Origin of the sequence: uncultured Porphyromonas sp., assembly GCF_905372525.1 — a bacterium.
Lineage (GTDB): Bacteria > Bacteroidota > Bacteroidia > Bacteroidales > Porphyromonadaceae > Porphyromonas.
In genome coordinates this window covers 1-7,583 of sequence record NZ_CAJPPN010000064.1, presented here as the reverse complement: position 1 = coordinate 7,583, position 7,583 = coordinate 1, and the positions used below count along the sequence as shown (strand labels likewise).

Sequence of the window (7,583 nt, the reverse complement as noted above, 5' to 3'; positions counted from 1 at the left end):
GACACTCTTTTTCACCCTCCTCTCGCATCATCTACACCTATATATAACCGACGGGGGAGAGGGATCGGGGGGCAAGGGCGCCGAGGGGACTACCTTCGGTGTCGGGGAGCTCAAGAGGTGAGGGGGGGAACACCCTACCGATATTTCTAGTACCTTTGTACCCGAATTTGGGTGGCGGTCTCGCCACTTGGGTTCTACACACCGCACACTACACTGACGACACCATGTTCGCCCCTCCGCCCTTCCCCCTTCTGAGTGCACACCTAGAGGGAGGGGCTCGAGGAGTAGCCTGAGGCACGAGGCTCCCATCTCCCTTGATAGAGACGCTTTGTATCATCCGCCCCCTAGGTGGGGAGGGACGCTCTTGTGCCCTAGTGGCAGGGGCAACACACCGAGCAATGCTTGACGCCCCACTCCTAGTCACCGAAGTCGCCTAATGAGGAGACTCGTGTGGCTAAATAATCGTCCAACGACTAAAAGTACTACGTATGAAAAGATTCACACTGCTACTAACTGTAGCTATCACCCTGCTCTCCTCCTGCGCCAAGGAGGCTAGCGAACCGTCCCACCCCGAGCAAGTGCCCGGGAGTAGGGAGCACTCGTTTGAGTTCACCATGGAAGGCGAGAACGAGACGTACCTCGAGGGAGAGGCGAAGGCGCTCCCCTTTTACCCCAAGGCACACGTCGAAAATGGGAGGATTACCAATATCAGCATCGAGACCCAGGCTGGGGCTCGGACAGTCAAGGGGATTGCCTACTTCTATGATCCCGTGAATGGGAAGGGAATAGCCAAAGAACTTGACTTCAAGATCGACGGCAGACGCATCTCCTACACAGGATCCATAGGCAACCCCGACCGCATCGGTAGCGGCTCGCAAATGATAGGTACTGGCTACACCCGAGTCAGTTTCTTCATCGGCGGAACCTTCAAAGTCCTAGGAGATACTGATAGTAAAGGGACGAAATTTGAATACTCGGTAGGTGTTCAAACAGTGAAGGGAAGGGGTAATCAAAACCTAACCCTCCAGCGCACAACTTCCACTCTTGACTTACGCGAATTTAATCCCATCTTCGTCAGCGAAGGAAATGAGTTACAGATCAGTCCCTCAAAGGAGGAAGGAGGATCCAATGGTGTAACGACCAAGCGGTGTAAGTTCCGCCTCTTCGGTGAGTTCATCAACCTCCGCTTCCGTAACAGCGCCGTAGGTAAGGGCTTTAGGTTCAATGGCATTACGATCGCAGGCTTTGCCGCCACAGGCCTCCATCTCGAGAAGCCCAAGAACGGACAAAACAAGAGTTCGGAACCCAAGTTCGTCCCCAAGACATCCAGTAGCACAGCTTTCACTAAAGGCACAGGTCTTGGAGGCATATTCTATCCCTTCCCAGACCGCCCGGATGCGTATGCGTATGTGATGAGCGCACCTAAAAGTGCGAGTGACCCAGCTAAGCTCCCAGATGACCCCTGCTATACCCTCTACCTCCTCTCCGAGGCTGAGCCTGAGGGTGGGATTCGCTTTGGCTATCGCACAAATTACAACAGCATCTTCGCTGGCTCCAAGTACAGCATGAAAGAAGACAACGTGACCAACCTCATGGGCAAGAAGGCTGATAGTAAGAACTTCGGGAAATTCCGTAACCTCACTCTTGAGCTTAAATAACTACGAGACGAACGACAATGAACACGATAAAGAAAGAATACGAAGCACCCCAAGCTACGGCTATCGAGCTCAAGAGCGGGCTCGACATCCTCCTGCAGTTCTCCTACTCGGGTGACATCGAGGATATCTCCGAGGGGGATAGCGACTGGTAATCACCGTATAGAGGTGTACTTCCACCCCTAGGGAGTACAGAGCGATCGGGCGTATGAGGCTTATCCTACCTCATACGCCCGATTAGCTTTTCCCTCCCTGCACCCTCCTCTCTGACCTGCTCCCCCCGAGGAGTGGGTGAGTGTGGGGAGGAAATAATCTCTACCTTTGGTACACCTACTCACTAATCAATGAATCATATATGAAGCGAATTAAGACAACGTGTAGCCTGCTCCTGGGAGTCTCGCTACTTGCCTTAGGACGAGCCAGCGCAGCCGACGCCCCCCGAGCGGCGGTGACCGTGGCGACACAGAGTGGCCCCCTCTCGGGGGTCGTACGGGATGCACAGGGCGAGCCTCTAGTAGGTGTCTCTGTCCTCGTCAAGGGTCAGGGCAAGGGTGTCCTGACCGACGCCGAGGGGCGGTTCTCCCTCAGCGGAGTCCGCTCGGGCTCCGAGATCGTCTTCTCTAGTGTGGGCTACCGTAGCCAGACTGTCCGCTGGACGGGTACACCGCTGACGATCGTCCTGGAGGAGGCCACGACGACCCTCAGCAATGTCGTCGTCACCGCCCTCGGGATACGCCGGGAGCGTAAGGCACTCGGATACGCCATGCAGGAGGTACGTGGCGATGCTCTGATGGCCGTGCGTGAGCCCAACATCACCAACGCCCTCTCGGGCAAGGTCTCGGGGATACAGATCCTCAAGGGAGCCAGTGGCCCAGGCTCCTCCTCCAAGATCGTCCTGCGTGGGAGTAGCTCCCTCTCGGGCAGCAACCAGCCCCTGATCGTCGTGGACGGCGTACCGATGGACAACACCACGGGAGCCTCGCTCGACAAGAAGACGGGTAAGAGCAACAACGACTTCTGGAACCCCGGTACCGATATGGGCAATGGACTCGGAGATATCAACCCCGAGGACATCGAGAGCATGAGCGTGCTCAAGGGCGCTAGTGCCGCCGCCCTCTACGGCTCACGTGCAGGTAACGGTGTGATCCAGATCACGACCAAGCGTGGCCGACGTGGCGAAGGGCTCGGCGTGACGATCTCCTCCTCGGTAGGGGTCGAGAGTCTCTTCATGGTGCCCCGCCTACAGAATGAGTTCGGTCAGGGTACCGAGGGGGCTTACCGAGCCACGAGCACCACGAGCTGGGGGCCTCGCATCGAGGGGCAGGAGTACACGAAGTGGGACGGGACGAAGGCGCGCATGCAGTCCTACGACAATGTCGCCGCCTACTTCCGCACCGGCATCGACCTGACGGAGAACGTCGCCTTCTCTCAGCAGTACGACCGCACGAGCATCTATACCTCCCTCACACGTACCGACAATCAGAGCCATATCCCCGGCGCCTCCCTCGGCCGTACGAACCTCACCCTGAGGGCCACGACGAAGTTTGGCCCGAGTGAACGCTGGAGCACCGACACCAAGGTACAGTACATCCGCACCTTCGTGCAGAATAGACCGATGAATGGGTCGAATGCCTCCAATGCCTTCGCCACCATCTACTCCCTCCCCCGCAGTATGAATATCCGGGACTTCTCCGATCCCCTCACCTCCACAGGGGCGATGCGCTGGTACGGCGATGGGAGCCAGACCAACCCCTACTGGGCGAGCAAGTACAACCTGAACAACGATACCCGTGACCGCTTCCTCCTCAGTGCTGCCCTCAAGTATCGGATCACCGACTGGCTAGATGCCGAGCTACGTATTGGCTCCGACCAGTACGCTACCCGTATCGAGCGCAAGACCTACTCGGGCTCACCGATCGCCAAGGGTGGGGGAGCGTACGAGACAGAGCAGGTGAAGTACTATGAGAACAACTACAGCTTCCAGCTCTCAGCTCGTGAGGAACATCTCTGGAACAAGCTAGGCGCCTCCGCTACCCTCGGGGGGAACCTCATGGAGCGCAAGATGAATAGCCTGAACGCACAGGTCGGAGAGCTCATCGTACCTAACCTCTTCTCCCTCACCAACGGTACCGACCGCCCCACAAATACCGAGCTATTCAGCCACAAGAAGATCAATTCGCTCTACGGTACCCTCCAGCTCAGCTGGGACGGCTACCTCTTCGTCGATGGGACGCTACGTAGCGACTGGTCCTCGTCCCTTGCTCGGGCTAACCGCTCCTTCCTCTACCCCTCTCTGAGTGCCTCGGTGGTGATCTCTGACCTCCTGAAGCGTCAGCAGGTGCGCCTACCCGAGTGGATATCCTTCGCCAAGGTACGTGCCTCCATCGCCCAGGTGGGTAATGACCTAGAGCCCTACCAGCTCTACAGCTCCTACCGCATCGACAAGGATCCGACGGGGGGCACGGTCGCCAATATCGACAACACCCTCTACAACGACCGGGTACGTAGTGAGCTCATCAAGTCCTACGAGCTAGGAGCTGAGGTACGCCTCTTCGATGGTCGCCTCGGCATCGACTTCGCTTGGTACCGCACCAATGCGACCAACCAGCTCATCCGTCTGCCCATGGACCCTGGTAGTGGCTACGAGGCCAAGATGATCAACGCTGGGAACATCCAGAACGAGGGGGTCGAGCTCATGCTCACAGCGGACATCCTACGCTCCGACCGCCTCAACTGGAGCACCCAGCTCAACCTCTCCCACAACGAGAACCGCATCCTCAAGCTCTACGACGGTGGGGGTACCGACTCTCCCGTCACCGAGTACGACCTAGGTACCTATCAGAACCTCCGTATCCTAGCCCGTGAAGGCGGACGCTACGGCGAGATCTGGGGTACAGCCTACAAGCGTGTCACCGACCCCGCCAGCCCCCTCTACGGCAAGATCCTCACCGATGGTGATGGCCTCCCCCTGCCGGGCGAGACGAAGAAGCTCGGTGACCAGCAGCCCGACCTACTCGTAGGGCTAACGAATACGCTCTCTTACCGAGGCTTTGACCTTAGCTTCCTCGTCGATGCACGCATTGGGGGTAAGATGTTCTCGGGGACGAACTTTAGCCTACGGGATAATGGTACCGCAGCAGCGACGGCAGAGAATGGCCGTCGTAAGTTCGTCGTCGATGGTGCACAGGAGCAGATCGTCGGAGGTAAGACGACCTATGTGCCGAACACCAAGGAGGTCAGCCCTCAGGACTACTGGAACGCTATCTCCCATCGTGGCAATGCCAACCTCGGGATCAGCGAAGCGAATATCTTCGACGCTACGAGCGTACGCCTTCGCAATATCGCGCTCAGCTACACCCTACCCACGAGCCTACTACGTCGCACTCCTATACGCCGAGCCAAGGTCGGTATCTCGTGCAACAACGTCTGGATGATCCGTAGCTACATGAACGGCGTAGACCCCGAGAGCGTCTTCGCCACGGGGACGAATGCCACGGGCTTCGAGTTCTCCTCCTCTCCTACGACTCGCTCGCTGCACTTCAATGTCACACTCGGCTTCTAGCCCCCTACATCGCTACCGATCATGAACAAGATATTCATCACCCTCTCCGCCCTCGTGCTCAGTGTGCTGCCCTTCACATCCTGCCGAGACTTCGACGAGGTCAATAGAGACCCCCTAGCCGCCCATCGGGATCAGGTGCTCAGCGAGTACCTCATCAACCGTGCTATGATGACCGCCCAGCAGGATCCCCACATCGCCGAGCGTGCCTTCGTCCGCTACTGGAAGAATGCTAGCCACCAGCAGCGTGAGGGCTCACTGAGCCTAGGCGGTGTAGACGACAGCTGGAGTGGCGACTACTACAGCCGTATGACCACCGAGAGCCTCAAGCCCCTCTATCAGGCCATCGCTATCTCCGAGGAGAAGATCCGCTCGGGCTCTGCCAAGGCCTACGAGCCCACCCTGCTGGCTGTAGCTCGGGTATGGCGAGCCTATATGCTCTCGGAGATCTGTGACCTATTCGGGGTAGCCGCCCTAGAGGGCTACACCGGGCAGAACCCTACCTACGCGAGCACTCAGGCTGTCTATACCTTCATCCTCAAGGAGCTCCAGGAGGCCGCCGAGACCCTCAAGACCTCCCCGACGCCTACCGAGCAGGCAGTCACGAAGCTCGACCATGCCTATGGCTTCAATGCCAGCAAGTGGCGTCGCTATGCCAACTCACTGCGGATGCGTCTCTCGATGCGCCTCTCCGAGGTAGACCCCACGACGGCACGCACACACTTCGAGCAGGCCGCCGCTGAGGGAGGTATCCTCAGAGCCGAAGATCGCCTGCAGGTAGCTGAGCAGACGGGCTGGCACGACCTATCGGGTGTGATGAGCCGAGAGTGGAATGCACAGAACCTCTCCGCTACCTACAACAACCTCGTCGTCGGCCTCGGGGGCATCACCTCCGCTCGCCAGCTGACCGATGCTCGCTATCAGCCCTACCTCCGGGCAGAGAACTATCTGGGGGTACGCTACGACAAGCACTTCCCGCTGACGACGACCGACCCGATGCGAGGCTTCTACTTCGATGGGCTCCCGGGCAAGATAGATCCTCGTGCCTACAAGACCTTCATCGTCACCGGCGACACGCTCAATAGCGAATTCTGCTTCTACCCCTCATGGGCAACGCACCGAGTGAAGCAGACCAAGTACAAGCTCTCCAAGGTCGATAACCCGAAGGAGACGCTCGTCGAGCTCGATACGCGCTTTACCTGGAATGCCTGGGTGTCGGGAGCGTGGGGTGAGCTAAGCGGGATCAACGATGTAGCACAGATAGGCGCCATGCCTCGTCTAGCGCAGAAGTACCGTGCGAGCACCAGCGTCCGTATCTTCTTCCCCGAGTGGGAGACGTACTTCCTGCTGGCCGAGGCAGCCGTGCGTGGCTGGAGCGTATCGATGAGTGCCAAGGATGCCTACGAGGCAGGTATCCGTGCTAGCTTCGCCTATCATGGCGCAGGCTTCGTGGACGAATACCTCACCTCGCAGGACTACAACCGTGTAGGCACCTCTGTCGCTTGGGATCACACCACCGAGCCCGCCGCCACACGTACGATGGAGTGTGTCAATGGCTACACCCAGCAGCGAGAGCAGTACACCTACCACTACCCCGAGGTCAAGAGCCGTCTCTATAAGGCAGCTATGAACGACCACTTGACGAAGATCATCACCCAGAAGTTCATCGCCAACGTGCCTTGGCTACCCCTAGAGTCGTGGAGTGACCACCGCAGGCTCGGGCTGCCCTTCTTCGAGACGCCGGCGGTAGAGAAGCCCCTAGACAACATGCTCCACCTGACGAAGGCAGGCTACGAGACGGCCTCTATCGACTACTACCCACAGCGTCTCCCACTGCCCACCAACATCTCCAGCACCAACAAGCCCGGGCATGCCTCCGCCCTCCAGGCTCTAGGTGGCCCTGATGGGGTCTTCACCCCCCTCTATTGGGCCAAGAAAAAGCAGTAGTCATCTCGCCTAAGGGCGAGCTGGTGGGTAGGTAGGTGCTGGATGCTGGGGTAGTGCTAGGGCTGGTGTGCTGGCTAGTGCTGGGTAGGGTAGTACGGGTGCTAGGGCTGGGTGCTGGGTAGTGCTAGTGTGCTGGGTAGGGTAGTACGGGTGCTAGGGCTGGTGCGGGTGCTGGCTGGTGCTAGTGTGCTGGTGCTGGGTAGTGCTGGTGCTAGGTAGTGCAGGTGCTGGGTAGTGCTGGTGTAGTAGGTCTGATAGGTCTAGTATAGTAGGTCTGATAAGTCCAATAGGTCTAATAGGTCTAATAGGTCTAATAGCCCTATCCCCCCGCCAGCGCCCCCACCATAGCCTAGGGTGCCAGCACCTACCAGCACCTATCCAGCCCTATCGCCACCTAGTGCCCACCTAGCCCAGCGCCCTAG

General features: G+C 58.4%; 4 protein-coding genes. All 4 read left to right on the top strand.

Going from position 1 to position 7,583, the window contains the following annotated elements:
* Positions 1 to 488 precede the first annotated feature (488 nt).
* The 4 genes from QZ170_RS08890 to QZ170_RS08875 all read left to right on the top strand — a co-directional run bounded on the left by QZ170_RS08890 (position 489) and on the right by QZ170_RS08875 (position 7,161).
* Entirely contained in the window at positions 489 to 1,658 is a 1,170-nt protein-coding gene (locus QZ170_RS08890) for a hypothetical protein (RefSeq protein ID WP_297180107.1), read from the top strand.
* A 17-nt stretch (positions 1,659 to 1,675) separates the two neighbouring features.
* A complete protein-coding gene (locus QZ170_RS08885; protein WP_297180104.1) occupies positions 1,676 to 1,810 on the top strand; it encodes a hypothetical protein in 135 nt (44 codons plus the stop codon).
* A gap of 200 nt (positions 1,811 to 2,010) precedes the next feature.
* Positions 2,011 to 5,217, top strand: coding sequence for a SusC/RagA family TonB-linked outer membrane protein (locus QZ170_RS08880; RefSeq protein ID WP_297180102.1), 3,207 nt, complete (start codon positions 2,011 to 2,013; stop codon positions 5,215 to 5,217).
* A gap of 21 nt (positions 5,218 to 5,238) precedes the next feature.
* Complete coding sequence (locus tag QZ170_RS08875) at positions 5,239 to 7,161, top strand: SusD/RagB family nutrient-binding outer membrane lipoprotein (protein WP_297180098.1); 1,923 nt, start codon at positions 5,239 to 5,241, stop codon at positions 7,159 to 7,161.
* The last annotated feature ends 422 nt before the right edge of the window (positions 7,162 to 7,583 follow it).